This window comes from Flavimobilis marinus, from assembly GCF_900113055.1.
GTDB classification, from domain to species: domain Bacteria; phylum Actinomycetota; class Actinomycetes; order Actinomycetales; family Cellulomonadaceae; genus Flavimobilis; species Flavimobilis marinus.
This window is the reverse complement of record NZ_FONZ01000001.1, coordinates 676,720-690,596: the sequence shown is the minus strand read 5'-3', so window position 1 is coordinate 690,596 and position 13,877 is coordinate 676,720. Positions and strand designations below refer to the sequence as shown.

Below are 13,877 nucleotides of genomic sequence, written 5' to 3'. Positions count from 1 at the left end.
CGTCAGGCGCCGCCGACCTCGAGGCTCGACCCGGGGATCGCCGCGAGCAGCTCACGCGTGTAGGCCTCGCGAGGCGACTCGAACACCTCGTCCGTGGTCGCGAGCTCGACGATCTTGCCCCGCTGCATGACCGCGACGTGGTCGGCGATCTGCCGGACCACCGCGAGGTCGTGCGTGATGAACAGGTACGTGAGGCCCAGCTCGGCCTGCAGGTCGTTGAGCAGCGTCAGCACCTGCGCCTGCACCAGCACGTCGAGCGCGGACACGGCCTCGTCGCACACGATCAGCTTGGGCTCGAGCGCGAGCGCCCGGGCGATCGCCACACGCTGCCGCTGGCCGCCCGACAGCTCGTTGGGATAGCGGCGCATGGCCGACGTCGGCAGGGACACCATGTCGAGCAGCTCGGCGACGCGCTTGGACCGCGTCTTCTTGCTGCCCACGCCGTGCACCCGCAGCGGCTCCTCGATCGTGCGGAAGATCGAGTACATGGGGTCCAGCGACCCGTACGGGTTCTGGAAGATCGGCTGCACCTGGCGGCGGAAGTCGAACAGCTCGGACTTGCTGAGCGAGCCGACCTCGGTGCCCTCGAAGACGACGCGTCCCGACGTCGGCTCGAGCAGGTTCAGCATGACGTTGGCGACCGTCGACTTCCCGGACCCCGACTCCCCCACGAGCGCCGTCGTCGACCCCCGCGCGATCGAGAACGAGACGTCGTCGACCGCCTTGAAGGTCGAGCCGGCGCCGGGCAGCGCGCCACGCAGGTGGAACTCCTTGGTGAGGTGCTCGACCTCGACGATCGGCCGGCTCTCGTCGATGTCCGTGCGGGCGAGCAGCTCGGTGGACTCGACGCCGCGCTCCTTGGCGGACTGGATGCGCCGCGACGTGAGCGACGGGGCCGATGCCACCAGCCGCTGCGTGTAGGGGTGCTGCGGCGTCGTCAGGATCTGCCGGGCGGGGCCGGACTCGACGACGCGCCCGCGGTGCATCACCACGAGATGCTCGGCCCGCTCGGCGGCGAGACCGAGGTCGTGCGTGATGAACAGCACGGCGACGCCGCGGTCCTGCGTGAGGTGCTCCAGGTGGTCGAGGATCTGGCGCTGCACCGTGACGTCGAGGGCCGACGTCGGCTCGTCCGCGATCAGGAGGCGCGGCTTGCCCGCCAGCCCGATGCCGATGAGCGCCCGCTGGCGCATGCCGCCGGAGAACTCGTGCGGGTACTGCTTGGCGCGGTGCTCGGCGTCGGGCAGGCCAGCGTCGGCGAGCACGCGCGCGACGGCGTCCTTGAGCTCCTTGCCCTGGGCGACGCCGTTCGCGACGAGCGTCTCCTTGACCTGGAAGCCGATCTTCCACACCGGGTTCAGGTTGGACATCGGGTCCTGCGGGACGAGGCCGATCTCCTTGCCGCGCAGCTGCTCGAACACCTTGCGGGGCGCGTGCGTGATGTCCTGGCCCGCGAACCGGATGGTGCCGCCGGTGACCTTGCCGGTGCCCGGCAGCAGGTTGATGATCGCGTGCGCGGTGGTGGACTTCCCGGAGCCGGACTCCCCCACGATCGCCACGGACTGCCCCGGGTAGATCGTTAGGTTGGCGCCGCGCACGGCGGGCACCATGCCGGTGCTGGACTGGAACGCGACCTCGAGGTCGCGGATCTCCAGCAGAGGCGCGTTCGGGTCGAGGTCGGGAGCGTCCATGGGGACGAACTCGGGCATCGTCGCGCTCATCGCTTGCGCACCTTCGGGTCGAGGGCGTCGCGTACGACGTCGCCCATCATGATGAAGCCGAGCACCGTGAGGCCGAGTGCTGCGGCCGGGTAGAAGAGCACCATCGGCTCGACGCGTAGGGACGCCTGCGCGGCGTCGATGTCCCCGCCCCAGGACACGACCGACGGCGGGAGGCCGATGCCGAGGAAGCTCAGGGTGGCCTCCGTGACGATGAACGTCCCGAGCGCGACCGTCGCGTAGACGATGATCGGCGCGGCGGCGTTGGGCAGGATGTGCCGCACGAGCGTCGCGCCGCGGCCGACGCCGAGGGACGTCGCCGCCGTGACGTAGTCGTTGTTCTTGACGCTCATGACGGACCCGCGGGTGATGCGGGCGATCTGCGTCCAGCCGAACGCCGCCAGCACCCCCACGACCGTGATCGCCGACCTGCTCTGCGAGAACAGGGACATGATGACGATCGCCGCGAGCACCAGGGGCACCGCGAAGAAGACGTCCGTCAGGCGCGACAGGATCGCGTCGAACCAGCCGCCGAAGAACCCGGCGATCGAGCCGACGACCGTCCCGATCAGCACCACGGCGATCGTGGTGAGCACGCCGACGAGCACCGACGGGCGTGCGCCGTAGATCACGCGCGAGTAGATGTCGCAGCCCTGGCGGTCGAACCCGAACGGGTGGCCGGCGGTCGGGCCGTCGAGGCTGTTGCCCAGCTGGCAGAACCGCGGGTCCAGCGAGGTGAACAGGGACGGGAAGGCGGCCACCGTGATGACGAGCAGGATGATCAGGGAGGAGATCCAGAACATGGGCCGGCGCCGCAGCTTCTGCCACGCCTCACTGAACATGCTCGACGGCGCGCCCGAGTCGGCGACGGCGTCGACGGCGCCGAGGCCGGTCTCGTCGACCGACGCGAAGAAGTGCTCCTGGTGGAGCCGGACATTCGCCGGGTTCTGACCGGGACGGTCCGGAGCTGTGTGGTCAGGCATATCGGATCCTCGGGTCCAGGGCCGCGTAGAGCAGGTCCACGATCAGGTTGGCCACGATGTAGACGAGCACGAGCACGGTGGTCAGCGACACGACCGTCGCGCTCTCGCCCTGCTGGATGCTGCGGAACAGCAGCCCGCCCACGCCGCTGATGTTGAAGATGCCCTCGGTGACGATCGCGCCGCCCATGAGCGCTCCCAGGTCGGCCCCGAGGAACGTCACCACGGGGATCAGGGAGTTGCGGAGCACGTGCACGACGACGACGCGGCCGCGGGACAGGCCCTTGGCGGTCGCGGTGCGCACGTAGTCGGCGCTGAGGTTCTCCGCGACCGACGTGCGCGTCAGGCGCAGCACGTACGCCAGCGACACGGCGCCGAGCACGATCGCGGGCATCAGGAGGTTCATGAAACCGGGGTCGGACCCGGCGGTGGTCGGCAGCCAGCCGAGCTTCACGCCGATGAAGAACTGCATGACGAAGCCGATGACGAAGGTCGGCACCGCGATGATCATCGTGCTGAGCACGAGGACGGTGCCGTCGAACAGCTTGCCCTTGCGCAGCCCGGCGATCAGACCGAGCAGGACACCGAAGATCGCCTCGAACGCGAGCGCCATGAAGGCGAGGCGGATCGTGACCGGGAAGGCTTCCTTGATGACGTCGAACACGTCGCGGCCGGAGAACGTCACGCCGAAGTCGAACGTGAAGATGCCCTTGAGGTAGAGCAGGTACTGCACCAGGAACGGCTCGTCCAGGTTGTACTGCTCGCGGATCTGCGCCTGGACCGCCTCGGGCAGCCCGCGCTCACCTCCGAGGGCGGCGACGGGGTCGCCGGGCAGGGCGAACACCATCGTGTAGATGAGCAGCGTGGCCCCCAGGAAGACGGGGATCACCTGCAGGACCCTGCGCCCGACGTACCGGAGCATCAGGTCTCCTCCTCGATCATTGGTGCCGCTGGCGTGCGCCCCACGGGCACGACACACGACGATAGTCCTCGTCCGGCGCTCGAGCGCGCAGGACCGGTGGTGCGAAGAACACCGCACACGAGCGGAGGCGGGACCCGCAGGTCCCGCCTCCGTCCGTCAGCGGTAGGTGGCCGAGGTCACTCGGACTTCGTCACCTGGTAGAGCAGCGGCAGGCTGTTCCAGGAGAACTCGACGTTCTCGACCGTGTCGGCGTGGCCGCCGGTCACGTTCTGGTACCACAGCGGGATGCCGGGCAGGTCCTGGAACAGGACCTCCTGCGCCTGCTGCAGCAGCGCGTTCGCGTCCTCGATGGACTCGGCGCCGTTGGCCTGCGTGACCAGGGAGTCGAACTCCTCGCTCGAGTAGCCACCGTCGTTCGAGCCCGCACCCGTGAAGTAGATCGGGGCGAGGAAGTTGTTCAGCGCCGGGTAGTCGGCCTGCCAGCCGGAACGGAACACGCCGGTGATGGCCTCGTTGTCGCGCGCGTCGAGGAACTCGGAGAACTGCGGGTAGGGCTCGAACTCCGCCTCGATGCCGAGCACGTTGCGGATCGAGTTGGCGACCGCGTCGATCCATGCCTGGTGGTCGCTGTCCGCGTTGGACGAGATCGTGAGCGTCTGGTCGCCCCACGGCTCGATGGCCTCGGCCTGCGCCCACAGGTCCTTGGCCTTCTCGGCGTCGTACGTGAGGACCTCGTTGCCGGGGATCGAGTCGGACCAGCCGTCGATCGTCGGGGAGGTGAAGTCCTTGGCAGGGGTGCGGGTGCCGTTGAAGATGGCCTCCGTGATCTCCTCGCGGTTGATCGCCATGGAGATGGCCTGGCGACGCAGGTTGCCGGCCTCGCCCTCGAACTGCGGGAGGTACTCGGGAACGGTGAGCACCTGGATCACGGCGGCGGGCTGGTTCGTGGCGCGGTCACCGAGCTCCTGCTCGAACGTCGCGAAGGACGACGCCGGGATGTTGTCGATGATGTCGAGCGCCCCTGAGAGCAGGTCGGCGTAGGCGGCGTCCTCGTTGTCGTAGAAGCGGACGGTCACGCCGCCGTTCTGCGGCACGCGGTCGCCCTTGTACTCCGGGTTGGGGACCAGCTTGGCCTCGACGTTGTGCACCCAGGCACCCTCGCCGTCGAGCATGTACGGACCGTTGCCGACCGGGTTCTCGCCGAACGCCTTCATGTCCTCGAACGCGGAGGCGGGCAGCGGCGAGAACGCCGTGTAGCCCAGGCGCAGCGGGAAGTCGGACTCGGGCTGCTTCAGGGTCACCGTGAACGTCGACTCGTCGACAACCTCGAGGCCCGTGAGCTCGGAGTCCTCGTCGTAGGAGAAGCCCTCGATGCTCTCGAAGAAGTAGCTGTTGGGCTGCGCGTTGCTCAGGAGCGCGCCGTAGTTCCACGCGTCGACGAAGCTCTGCGCCGTGACGGGCGTGCCGTCGGAGAACGTCCAGCCGTCCTCGAGCGTGATGGTGAAGGTCTGGTTGTCCTCGGTCTCGATCGACTCGGCGACCTCGTTGTGCACGGCGCCCTCAGCGTCGTAGCGCACCAGACCGGCGAAGAGCTGGTCGACGATCTTGCCGCCGCCCGTCTCGTTGGTCATGGTCGGGATCAGCGGGTTCTGCGGCTCGTTGCCGTTGACCGTGACGATGCCGGTCGTGGGGCCGCTGGAGCCGGTACCCGACGTGGTCGGGTCCTCACCGCTCTCGCTCGCGCACGCCGTGAGCACCAGGGAGCCGGCCAGGATCGTTGCGGCGAGAGCCGCCATGCGCCTGTTCTTCAATGTTCCTCCTCAGAGATGGTCGATCTGCGACAGGGCCCGACGCCCCGCGCGGCAGCCACCGCGGCGAGATGTTCGTGTGCTGGCCCAGGTGCAGACACCATGGATGTGACCACGTTACACACGCTGATATGTGCTCATGACATAAGGGCACCGGTGATCACCGAATCGTGACCTCCCCGTCGCACGCTCGAAACGTGCCGGGCTCGCCGTGCGAGGAGACGTGACGCGTGCCACCGTGGTCGGGTTCCCACCGCCCGAGGAGGCCCCATGCGAGTCCGCGGATCCGTCGTCGTGATCACCGGCGCGTCAAGCGGTATCGGTCGCGCGACCGCGCTGCTCCTCGCCCGCAAGGGCGCCTCGCTGGTGCTCGCGGCACGCCGCGAGGACGCACTGACCGAGGTCGCCCGGCTGTGCGAGGCCGCCGGCGCCGCGGTCGTGGTGCTGCCCACCGACGTGACCGACCCCGAGCAGGTGGAGGATCTCGCGCGGCAGGCCGTCGGCAGGTTCGGGCGCCTCGACGCGTGGGTGAACAACGTCGCCGTCGCGTCCTACGCGCCGTTCCTGCGCATACCCCTGAAAGACCTGCGCCGCGTCATGGACGTCAACGTCATGGGCTACGTGCACGGCGCCCGGGCCGCGCTCCCGGTCTTCCACGAGCAGGGGCACGGCACGCTCGTCAACGTCTCCTCGATCGTCTCCGGCGCGACCATGCCCTACGCGCACACCTACGCGATGTCGAAGGCGGCCGTGCGGGCGCTGTCCACGAGCCTGCGCCAGGAACTGTTTCTCGACGGCGCGCGCGACGTGCACGTGTGCACCGTGCTGCCGGCGTCGATCGACACGCCGTTCTACCGCAACGCCGCCAACGACACCGGCGGCCGCCTGCGACCGATCCCGCCGGTCTACCCGGCCGAGCGCGTGGCCAGGGCGATCCTGTCGGTGCTGCGCCGGCCGCGCCGCGAGGTCTATGCCGGCCGCGTCGGGCGCGTCATCATGGCCGGCAGCGCGCTGGCCCCCCGGGTGACTGAGCGCACGATGGCGCTCATGGTGGACAAGGTGCAGGTCGCCGGCCACCCGGCGCCGCAGACGCGTGGCGCCCTGCACACTCCGGGCGACGGCCCGCGCGCGGTGAGCGGGGGGTACCACGGCCGCGCGCGCCAGAACCTCCGCCGCGCGGCGCTGGTCGGCGCGGCGGTCCTCGCGCTCCGGCGCAGGCGCGCCTAGGCGCCCACGCGGCCGTCGTGCAGCGTGAGGACCCGGTCGGCGCGCGCGACCAGCACCGGGTCGTGCGTCGTGACGACCATCGCGACGGACCGCTCCCGCGCGAGCGCGTGCAGGAGGTCCATGACGGTGGCGGCCGTGCCGGAGTCGAGCTGCCCCGTGGGCTCGTCCGCGAGCAGCACGGTCGGCTCGGCCACCAACGCTCGCGCGATCCCCACGCGCTGACGCTGCCCGCCTGACAGCTCGGCCGGCCGCTGGTGCCCGTGCGCACCCAGGCCCACCGCCTCGAGCGCGGCGGCGACCCGTCGCGTCCGCTCCCCCGCGGCGACGCGCTGCAGGCGCAGCGGCACCTCGACGTTCTCGGCGGCCGACAGCACGTCGACCAGGCCGAACGACTGCAGGACGTAGCCCACGCGATGCCGCATGGCGCGGCGCTGGGCGGCGTCCATCCCGGCGACGTCGACGCCGTCGAGCGTGACGCTGCCCGACGTCGGGCGGTCGAGGCCGGCGAGCAGGTTGAGGAGCGTCGTCTTGCCCGAGCCGGAACGGCCGCGCACCACGAGGAGCTCGCCGGCCGCGACCTCGAGGTCGACGCCGGCGACGGCCGTCACCTCGCCGGCGGGCGTGGGGAACGACCGGGTCACCGCGTGCGCAGCGAGCCTGGGATGAGTCATGGGGTCCTTCCGTCGTCGGCCGTCGGTCTCGACGTGCCGTCCGGCCACACGGTCACGTGGTCGGTCTCGAGCCCGAGGCGTACCCGGTCACGCAGGCCGAGCTGAGCCACGACGTCGGGCGGGAGCTGGAGCCTGCCGACGCGGTCGAGCACGGCGAACTCCTCCACGACGTGTCGCTGTGCACCGTACGCGTCGGTCTCCGTGCGCCGGAGCACCTCGGTGGACGTCCGGCCGTCACGGATCTGCACGGTCCGGGCCACGTGGTCGGACACCGCGGGGTCGTGTGTGACGATCAGGATCGTCGTCCCCAGCTCGGCGTTGACCGCGCGCATCATCTCGAGCACCTGCACCGACGTGGCCTCGTCGAGCTCGCCGGTCGGCTCGTCCGCGAAGAGCACGCGCGGACCGTTCGCGACGGCGACGGCGATCGCCACCCGCTGCTGCTCGCCGCCGGACATCTGTGCGGGCAGACGGTCGGCGCAGTGGCTGACCTCGAGCAGGTCGAGCAGCTCGCGGACGCGCGCGTCGCGTCCGGGCGCTCGGCTGATGGCCAGCGGCACGGCGACGTTCTGGGCGCCCGTCAGGTACGGGAGCAGGTTCCGCGCCGTCTGCTGCCAGACGAACCCCACGGTGTGCCGCTGGTAGCGCACCCGCTCCTTGCGCCCCATCGCGAGCAGGTCGTGGCCGGCCACGCGCGCCGTGCCGCCGGTCGCCCGGTCGAGGCCCGAGAGGATGGACAGCAGCGTGGACTTGCCCGACCCGCTGGCCCCGACGACGGCGACGACCTCCCCGGCGTCGACGGTCAGGTTGAGCCCTTGGAGCGCCTGGACCTCGAGGCCCTCGGTGACGAAGATGCGGACCAGGTCGCGGCAGTGGATGCCTGCCTGCGCCGGGACCTCGAGGACTGCCGTGCTCACTGTTCCTCCCGAAGCATCGCGGTGACGTCCACCCGGCTCGCGCGCACGCCCGAGACCGCCACGCTCGCCACGACGGCGAGCACGAATCCGACGACGACGGCGCCCGTCCCGCCGCCGAGGGCGGGGGCCGTCGCCCCCGAGCCTCCCACGAAGCCGCCCAGGTCGATCGCTCGCGTGGCCAGCGTCGCCAGCCCGACTCCCAGCGCGCCTCCGGCCACGAGCCCCAGGGCGGCCGGACCGACCAGCTCCCACGCGGCCACGCGCCACGCGTCACCGCGCCGTCCGCCGAGCACGGCCAGGACCGTCAGGGTCCGCTCCGTGCGGGCGGCCGCCACGACCTGCGCGGCCGCAACCGTGACGACCGCGCCGAGCACGCCGGTGGCCAACGAGACGAGCAGGAGGGTCCGCAGGCCGTCGACGGTCGGGTCCGCGAGGCGTCGCTCGACGACGTCCTGGCGCAGGTCGTGCGCGACCGCCCCCGTCGCGGCGAGCACGCCGGCCGTCGCGGCGTGGCGCGCGGTGGCGGACAGGTCGTCGTCGAGGTCGACGAGGAGCACCCGGGGAGCCTCCGCGACTCCTGTGGCCTCGACGAGCCGGTCGCGGTCGACGACGACGAAGTTGGTGGTGCGGGTCACCCCGGGCACGGCAGCGACGACGTCGGCGACCTCGACGTCGACCTCTCCCCCGTCGACGACGAGGCGCAGCGTGCCCGCGCCCGTGGTGCGCTCGAGCGCTTGCGCGAGCACCGCGGCGACCGGTCCGTCCGAGCGCCCGAGCGACGCGGGCACCGACCAGCCGTCGAAGCCTGACTGCACCTGTGCGAGCGCCTCGCCGTCGACCAGGACCGCCCGCGCCTGCACCTGCGCCGTGGGCGACGCCACCTGGGCCGGGTTGACCTCGGAGACGGCCGCGAGGGCCGTGACTCCCGGCACGTCGCCGACGGCGTCGAGCGCCTCGGGGGACATCACAGGGCCGCTGACGCGCAGGTCCGCGCCCGTCGCGAACCAGGACTGCTCCTCGATGCCCGCCCGGACGCTGGCGAGCAGGCTGACCGCGAGGATCGCGACGCCGACCCCTACGCTCATCCCGAGGAGCGGCGCCAGTGTGGTCTCGCGCGCGGCACCGGCGGCCCCGAGGACCGGCGCGGCGTCCGTCCGTCGCCGCGCGAGCGCGAGCACCCCACGCAGGGGCACCGGCGCGACGCGGGTCGCGACGATCCCGACGGCCAGCGCGAGGAGCGCCGGGGTCGCCAGGAGCAGCGGGTCGTCGCGCAGACCACGCTGCAGCACCAGGAACGTCGCGAGGGCCGCCAGGGCGAGAGCGGCGAGCTCGAGGACCAGGCGGAGGCGTCCGTCCGGGCGGCCGCCGACCGAGCCGGCCAGCACCGCGGGCACGGCGAGCGTGGTGAGCACGGGTGCGGCGAGGGGCAGCGCAGCGGCGTCGGGCGTCAGGGCGACGCCTGCCGCGACGCCCAGCGCCCCACCGGGGAGGGCGAGCACGAGCCCGTGCAGCGCCATGAGGCTCCGGCGCTGCCAGCCGGACGCACCGCGGGCGCGCATCACGTCGAGAACCTGCGCGCGCCGCTGCAGCACGAGCCGCGACGCCACGACGAGCGCCGCACCCAGGGCCGCGAGCGGACCGGCAAGGACGAACCCGCCGACCACCCGCAGGGTCGCCACGTCGGCCACCGCGCTCTCGATCGGTTCCAGCGCGCCGGTCGCCAGACGCACCGTCAGCCCGCCGGCGGGCTGACCGGCGGCCGTGAGCCCGCGCAGCTGGCCGGCGGCGAGCTCCGCCTCGGCGATGCGCAGGTCTGCGGCGCCCGCGAGGTCGAGCCAGACCTCCGTGCGCTGCGCCAGCCCGAGGGCGACCTCGGGCGACGTGTACCCGGCGGCGAGCACGGTGGTGCCGGCGTCGAGGTCCTCGACGACCTGGGGGGCCGCCGACGCCGACGCGTGCGCCCAGAAGGTCGAGGCCGGGTCGCGTGCGACGTAGGTGCCGACGAGGCGGACGGCGGTCGGCAGACCCCAGACGCGGAGCTCCGCCGCCTCGCGGTCCGTGCCGACCGGCCATGCGAGCCGCTGCGCGCCCGCCTGTGAGAGCACCACCTCGACCGGCGCGCCCGCGGCGTGCTCGGCAGCCGTCACCGCCGCGTCCGGCCACCGTCCCTCGACCAGGTCGACGTGCTCGGGCAGGGCTGGCGCGTGCGCCAGCCGGAGCGTCGGGAACCGGACGTCGTGCTCTGGCACCTGGTCGAGCGCCATGTCCGTGCCCACCACCCGCGCCTGGGGCTCACCGAGCAGGTCGCGCACCGGCTCGCCGGCGCGCGCACGGACCTGCTGGAGATCCGCCAGCAGGCCGGACATGGCGTCCTCGCCCGTCGGCCGCCCGACGGCCTCAGCCACGAGCGCCGACGTCGTCGGCGTGAGCGTGCCGAGGCGGTGCGCGAGCACGTCGTCCCCGACCTGGTCGAGCACCCGCGGCGTCGCTGTCACGAGCAGGGCCGCGAGGAACGCGACGACGGCGAGGAGCGCGCCGGCGCGCGGCGTGTGCAGGAGCGTCCGCCGGAGCGCCCCCGCCGCTGGTCGCCGGGTCATCGTGCCTCCTCGCGGTGGCTCGTATCCCGGGCCTGGGCTGCGACGCCACGCCCTCGCGCGGCGGCCAGCACCACCAGACCAGCCGCCAGGACGGCCAGGGCACCCGCCACGGCGCACAGGTGGACGCTCGGGCTGCCGCCGACGCCGGCGGGCAGGCCGATGCTCAGGCTCGCCAGGTAGCCGGCCGACCCGATGCTGACCAGCGCCCCGGCCGCGACGCCACACGCGACGGCCAGCGCTCCGACCAGCAGGAGCTCACCCGCGCGGCTGCGGGCCTGCTCGTGGGCCCCGAGCCCGGTCGCCCGCAGCGCCGCCACCTCGCTGCGCCGCGTGCGATCGAGCGCGGCCACCACCGACCACGTGCCGACGAGGGCGAGCACCGCGGCCGCACCTGCCGCGGCCCAGAACACGGGAGCGACGCCGGCGCCGGCGGCCTGACGCACCTCGACCTCGCCGAGCCCCAGGGCGGCGAGCCCCGCGGTGTCGCCGCCGTCGAGCCAGACCTCGTCGGCGACCTGGGGCGCGGGCCGGCGCTCCAGCTCGGCCGAGCGCAGGGCGTCGAGGTCGGCGAGCAGCCCGGGCGCCCCGACGGAGACCGGGAGGAAGTCCTCGACCGCGGTGACCACGAGGTCGACCCGGCCGCCGCCGATCGTGAGCTGCGTCGTGCTGCCGACCTCGAGCGCGAGACGCGAGCGCAGCGTGCTCGAGAGCGCCACGGGGACGGGTCCTGCTGCGGGGCCCGGACGGAGGCGGACGAGCTGCGTCGCGCTCGAGGAGTACACCGGCTCGACGGTGGCGCCGAGGACCTGGCGGTCGCCCACCGCGACGTCGCCGACCCCCGACGGAAGCTCCGTCACGACCCGCCACGGCGCGAGCTCCACCTCGGTTCCCGCGCTGGTCAGGCCGTCGACCGCGGCCTCGACCCGCGTCGGCACGCCCAGGCTCGCCGGCTCGATGTCGACCGCGACCACCCGCCAGCTCCCGACCGGCGCGGGCAGCTCGACCTGCGCCTGGACGGTGTGCCAGCCGGCTCTCGCGACGTCCGGTGCGACGACGGCCATGGCGTGTCCAGCGGGACGCTGGACCATGGCCCCGCCCTGGTCAGCCAGCCAGACGACCATCGCGACCTTCTGCGCGGCGCCCGCCGCGGACTCGTCGTCGAGCCACGCGAGGTCGTGCTCGGCCTCGCCGGAGCGGACCCGCGCGACGACCTCGAGCGTCGTAGCGCCATTCGGGAGCGCGGCGCCCGGCAGCGCCCCGCCCCCGACCGCGCCGTCTGAGTTCTCCTCGCTGCTGGCACCGATCGCGGCCAGCAGGTCGGGCGTGGCGCTGCCCGCGCGCAGCAGGGCGCCCGCGCGGGCCGGAAGCGCCGTGAGCGTCGCCTCCTGCTCGCCCAGCGCCACGTCGCTGACGAGCGCGAGCGTGGCAGCGCCGCCCGCGGCGCGCGCCGCCTCGGCCGCGGTGAGGTCCGTCCGGGGCGACACCGGTCCGCTCGTACCGGTCTGCGCCCGCACGTCGGCTCCCGCAGAGATCTCCGCGCCCTGGTCGGCGAGCGCCGTCGTCGTCGCACCGTAGGTGCCCGCGAGGACCACCGCGCCGGACGCGAGCCCGAGCAGCACGACGGGAACGCCGTACGCGGTCGAACGCCGGGCCACGTTGCGCACCGTGAGGACGAGCCCGAGCCCACGCCTGCCGGCGGCGGCCGCGGCCGCCAGGTGCAGCGCGGGGGCGAGCACGAGCGCGAGCAGCAGGACGCCGACGAGCAGGAGCGCCGCGGGGGCGAGCACGGCGAAGAGCTCCGCCTCGGCCGCGGACGGTGCGGCGTCGGACACGGTGGTGCCGGCGCGCGCGAGCCACAGGCGCCAGGCGGCAAACCCACCGACGCCGAGCAGACCTGCCCCCGCAGCGAGCCCGACGACCCGACGCGCCCGCACGTGGGCGCTCCCCTGGCGCGCGAGGCGCCACGCACCGGCGGCGGTCACCACGCCGTACGCGACGGTGACCGCACCCCAGACGAGCGCGGCCGCCCCGAGGAGCGGGCCGGCGTCGATGCCCGCGCCCGCCCCTGACGCGCGCAGGAACGCCGCCGTCGCGGCCGAGCCGATGCCTGCTCCGGTCAGACCCACGACGGCACCCTCGGCCGTGCCCAAGATCGTCGTCTGCACGGTGGACAGGCCCCGCGCCTCCAGCATCGTCTCCTCGTCCAGACGCAGCGCCACCACCAGACGGACGACCTGCACGAGGGCCGCGAGGCCGACCAGGCCGACGATGCTCACCGGCACGAGAGCCACCGCTCGGGTGGTGAGCGCCTGCTCACCCACCGCGCGCAGGCTGGCGGGCAGGTCGCCCGCGGAAACCAGGCCGCGCCGGTTCACGTCCGACGCGTTGAGGACGCCGTGCAGACCGTCGAGGTGGGCCCCCAGGGCAACGGCCCGCTCCGGCGTCAGCGCCCCAGGCCGCACCGCGACGGACCACCGGACGAACGGGGTCCCGCTCGCCAGGACGGCGTCATCGGTGACCACGAGGGCAGCCTCGTCCCGCGCGGTCCACCAGGGGGTGCCGCCCGGTGCCCAGGTGCCGACGACCTCGAGCGTCGTGTCTCCGAACGCGTACGACGCGCCGACCGTCGCGGCGGAGCCTTCCGGGACCACCGCCTCTGCGGGCGCGCTCGGCCACCGTCCCGACGTGAGCGCCGCGTCGTTCGTCGGTCCGGACACGAGGCGCACCCCGTCGCGCGGCTCGGACCTCAGGCCCCGCTCGACGACGAGAGCGGCGCCGTCGGGGCCCCCTGCGAGGTGGTGCCGCACGGTCGCGTCCTGGCCCGCGGGGTCGTCGGCCAGCCGTGTGTCGACCTGCCAGGTCTCGGTTGCGAGCCGGACCGACCCCTGCACGTCGGTGGCCGCTCGCTGCGCCACCGCCGACGCCGACCCTCCGAGCGCGGTCGTCACGAGCGCTGCGAGCAGCACGACGCCGAGGGCCACGGCCCGGTACGCGCGCAGGCGCGCAGCTACCAGTCCCGTGACCCTCGGCATCGGTG

At 73.4% G+C, this 13,877-nt stretch carries 9 protein-coding genes; 1 reads left to right on the top strand and 8 read right to left on the bottom strand.

Annotated elements, in window-relative coordinates; translation table 11 throughout:
- Positions 1-2: 2 nt before the first annotated feature.
- The 4 genes from BMZ30_RS03080 to BMZ30_RS03065 form a co-directional block, all read right to left on the bottom strand.
- Complete coding sequence (locus tag BMZ30_RS03080) at positions 3-1,721, bottom strand: dipeptide ABC transporter ATP-binding protein (RefSeq protein ID WP_093374936.1); 1,719 nt, start codon at positions 1,719-1,721, stop codon at positions 3-5.
- Entirely contained in the window at positions 1,718-2,701 is a 984-nt protein-coding gene (locus BMZ30_RS03075) for an ABC transporter permease (RefSeq protein ID WP_093374934.1), read from the bottom strand. The genes BMZ30_RS03080 and BMZ30_RS03075 overlap by 4 nt, the downstream gene beginning before the upstream one ends.
- Positions 2,694-3,620 carry an ABC transporter permease gene (locus BMZ30_RS03070; RefSeq protein ID WP_093374932.1) on the bottom strand — a complete coding sequence of 309 codons (927 nt, stop codon included), beginning with the start codon at positions 3,618-3,620 and terminating at the stop codon, positions 2,694-2,696. Before BMZ30_RS03070 ends, BMZ30_RS03075 begins: the two co-directional genes overlap by 8 nt.
- 176 nt (positions 3,621-3,796) lie before the next feature.
- Entirely contained in the window at positions 3,797-5,416 is a 1,620-nt protein-coding gene (locus BMZ30_RS03065; protein WP_093374930.1) for a peptide ABC transporter substrate-binding protein, read from the bottom strand.
- A gap of 282 nt (positions 5,417-5,698) precedes the next feature.
- Here BMZ30_RS03065 and BMZ30_RS03060 point away from each other — a divergent pair, with 282 nt between their 5' ends.
- Positions 5,699-6,655, top strand: coding sequence for an SDR family oxidoreductase (locus BMZ30_RS03060; RefSeq protein ID WP_093374928.1), 957 nt, complete (start codon positions 5,699-5,701; stop codon positions 6,653-6,655).
- Here the strand turns inward: BMZ30_RS03060 and BMZ30_RS03055 are convergent.
- The 4 genes from BMZ30_RS03055 to BMZ30_RS03040 are packed head-to-tail and all read right to left on the bottom strand — an operon-like array spanning position 6,652 to position 13,872.
- Entirely contained in the window at positions 6,652-7,326 is a 675-nt protein-coding gene (locus BMZ30_RS03055; RefSeq protein ID WP_093375709.1) for an ABC transporter ATP-binding protein, read from the bottom strand. The two genes, BMZ30_RS03060 and BMZ30_RS03055, sit on opposite strands and share 4 nt — an antisense overlap.
- Entirely contained in the window at positions 7,323-8,243 is a 921-nt protein-coding gene (locus BMZ30_RS03050) for an ABC transporter ATP-binding protein (protein ID WP_093374926.1), read from the bottom strand. Before BMZ30_RS03050 ends, BMZ30_RS03055 begins: the two co-directional genes overlap by 4 nt.
- On the bottom strand, positions 8,240-10,840 hold the full coding sequence (locus tag BMZ30_RS03045; RefSeq protein WP_093374924.1) for an FtsX-like permease family protein: 2,601 nt from the start codon (positions 10,838-10,840) through the stop codon (positions 8,240-8,242). The genes BMZ30_RS03050 and BMZ30_RS03045 overlap by 4 nt, the downstream gene beginning before the upstream one ends.
- Positions 10,837-13,872 carry an FtsX-like permease family protein gene (locus BMZ30_RS03040; RefSeq protein WP_093374922.1) on the bottom strand — a complete coding sequence of 1,012 codons (3,036 nt, stop codon included), beginning with the start codon at positions 13,870-13,872 and terminating at the stop codon, positions 10,837-10,839. The genes BMZ30_RS03045 and BMZ30_RS03040 overlap by 4 nt, the downstream gene beginning before the upstream one ends.
- Between the last annotated feature and the right edge of the window lie 5 nt (positions 13,873-13,877).

What these genes read in the sequence shown, in the direction of transcription:
- BMZ30_RS03080 (WP_093374936.1), bottom strand. Translation starts at nt 1,721, where the DNA reads ATGAGCGCGACGATGCCCGAGTTCGTCCCCATGGACGCTCCCGACCTC.
- BMZ30_RS03075 (WP_093374934.1), bottom strand. Translation starts at nt 2,701, where the DNA reads ATGCCTGACCACACAGCTCCGGACCGTCCCGGTCAGAACCCGGCGAAT.
- BMZ30_RS03070 (WP_093374932.1), bottom strand. Translation starts at nt 3,620, where the DNA reads ATGCTCCGGTACGTCGGGCGCAGGGTCCTGCAGGTGATCCCCGTCTTC.
- BMZ30_RS03065 (WP_093374930.1), bottom strand. Translation starts at nt 5,416, where the DNA reads ATGGCGGCTCTCGCCGCAACGATCCTGGCCGGCTCCCTGGTGCTCACG.
- BMZ30_RS03060 (WP_093374928.1), top strand. Translation starts at nt 5,699, where the DNA reads ATGCGAGTCCGCGGATCCGTCGTCGTGATCACCGGCGCGTCAAGCGGT.
- BMZ30_RS03055 (WP_093375709.1), bottom strand. Translation starts at nt 7,326, where the DNA reads ATGACTCATCCCAGGCTCGCTGCGCACGCGGTGACCCGGTCGTTCCCC.
- BMZ30_RS03045 (WP_093374924.1), bottom strand. Translation starts at nt 10,840, where the DNA reads ATGACCCGGCGACCAGCGGCGGGGGCGCTCCGGCGGACGCTCCTGCAC.
- BMZ30_RS03040 (WP_093374922.1), bottom strand. Translation starts at nt 13,872, where the DNA reads ATGCCGAGGGTCACGGGACTGGTAGCTGCGCGCCTGCGCGCGTACCGG.